The sequence below is a fragment of the Oceanobacillus caeni genome (assembly GCF_019037185.1).
GTDB lineage: Bacteria > Bacillota > Bacilli > Bacillales > Amphibacillaceae > Oceanobacillus > Oceanobacillus caeni.
Genome location: NZ_JAHHXM010000075.1, coordinates 1 through 1,396 on the forward strand (window position 1 = coordinate 1; position 1,396 = coordinate 1,396).

1 protein-coding gene is annotated in these 1,396 nt (G+C 36.5%); it reads right to left on the minus strand.

All coding sequences use genetic code 11. The features are described from left to right. Window positions 1-11: 11 nt before the first annotated feature. Window positions 12-1,241: an IS4 family transposase gene (locus KM885_RS17725; protein ID WP_047185988.1), complete on the minus strand. Its 1,230-nt coding sequence runs from the start codon at window positions 1,239-1,241 to the stop codon at window positions 12-14. Window positions 1,242-1,396 lie beyond the last annotated feature (155 nt).

Consider the following 1,396-nt stretch of genomic DNA (forward strand, 5'->3'; position numbering starts at 1 on the left):
ATATAATATTTTTAAATAATCGGGTCATAGGTTAAATCGTCTAAGAGCAAAACATCTCCTAATTCGTATTGTGCAACAGTTACTTGAAAGACCTTTTCGTGATCAAGCCTTCGTCGGCCACGGGATGATCGCTCAGGTTCCTTGAATACTTTAGAGATAAGGGTTGTGATGGAGTGAGAACAGAAATCCCGTATCCAACGCAACATTTCCAGCAAGGTCCCTTTATAGCCAATTTTGTTTTTCATTAAAAGGGTTAAACAGAAAGAAATCATTGCCAAATAGATTTGATTATATACCGCATTTTCGCTTTTTCCATATAGTTTTTTAATAACCATATGCTGCTTGACCCATTTGAAAAATAATTCTATCTGCCAGCGGTTGCGGTAGAGATCACTCATTTCCTGTGCACTGACTTTAGCATCATTACACACAATTCGAATCTGATTTCCTTTACTGTCTACAGTTTCAACGAGTTGCAGCGGGTTCTTCATCTTTCCGATCTTTACTACCGCATGACGGGTGATCGGTGAAGAGGAATCAATCGGTAATTCCTCGATGACATGTACGACCGTGTTCGTTTTAATTCGTGTGACAAATCGAATACCTTCTGCACAGTAGGTATCAAACTTTTTAAAATTGAAATAGCCTCGGTCAAATACATGAAGAACGTTTTTATCTAATACGATTAATGAATCTAGCTGTGTTTCATCTGCAGGTCTTGCAGGTGTGAGAATGACTTCATTTGGGTAAGAAATGCCCTCGCAAAAAGTAATGGAAGTATGCATTTTCACACCCGATTTTGTATCTCGAAAATCTGCCCATTCATATTGACTAAGGCACATCGAAATCGTTGATGAATCAATCAGATGAAGCTTTCCAAGTGCTTTGCCTGCCGTTTTTGGTCCAAGTATATGGTGAAGTTTTTGAATTAAATGATGTAGGATAACCTGGAAAATCTCGGATGGTATATCCCCATTTTTTCGGGAAAGCTGTGATTTACTAATGCTTTCTATGCCAACTAATCTTTGGACAGTTTTCTTGCGTTTTATCGTGTCACTTATCCGCTGAAGGTTATCTAGTTGCTTCAACTGCGCATAAATAAATGTATTCATAAATGTAAGTACATCAAGCTTTTTGACATATTTATCAATTTGAGCGTGATCAAGCATTTTTTGTATTACTTTCGAATCTAATGGATGAATGTATTCCTTGAATACAGTTTTTATGGTATGATTGTCCATGTGAGCTCCTTATAGTTAGGGATTTGGACAGGACTACCATACCCTAATTATAAGGTTTTTTTATGGATTTTTATAGTGAAAATTCCTATTATTAATAATATTGACACAAAAGGTTTCGCTTGACTTTTTCCTGAAAACTTTATGCAACACTAGTG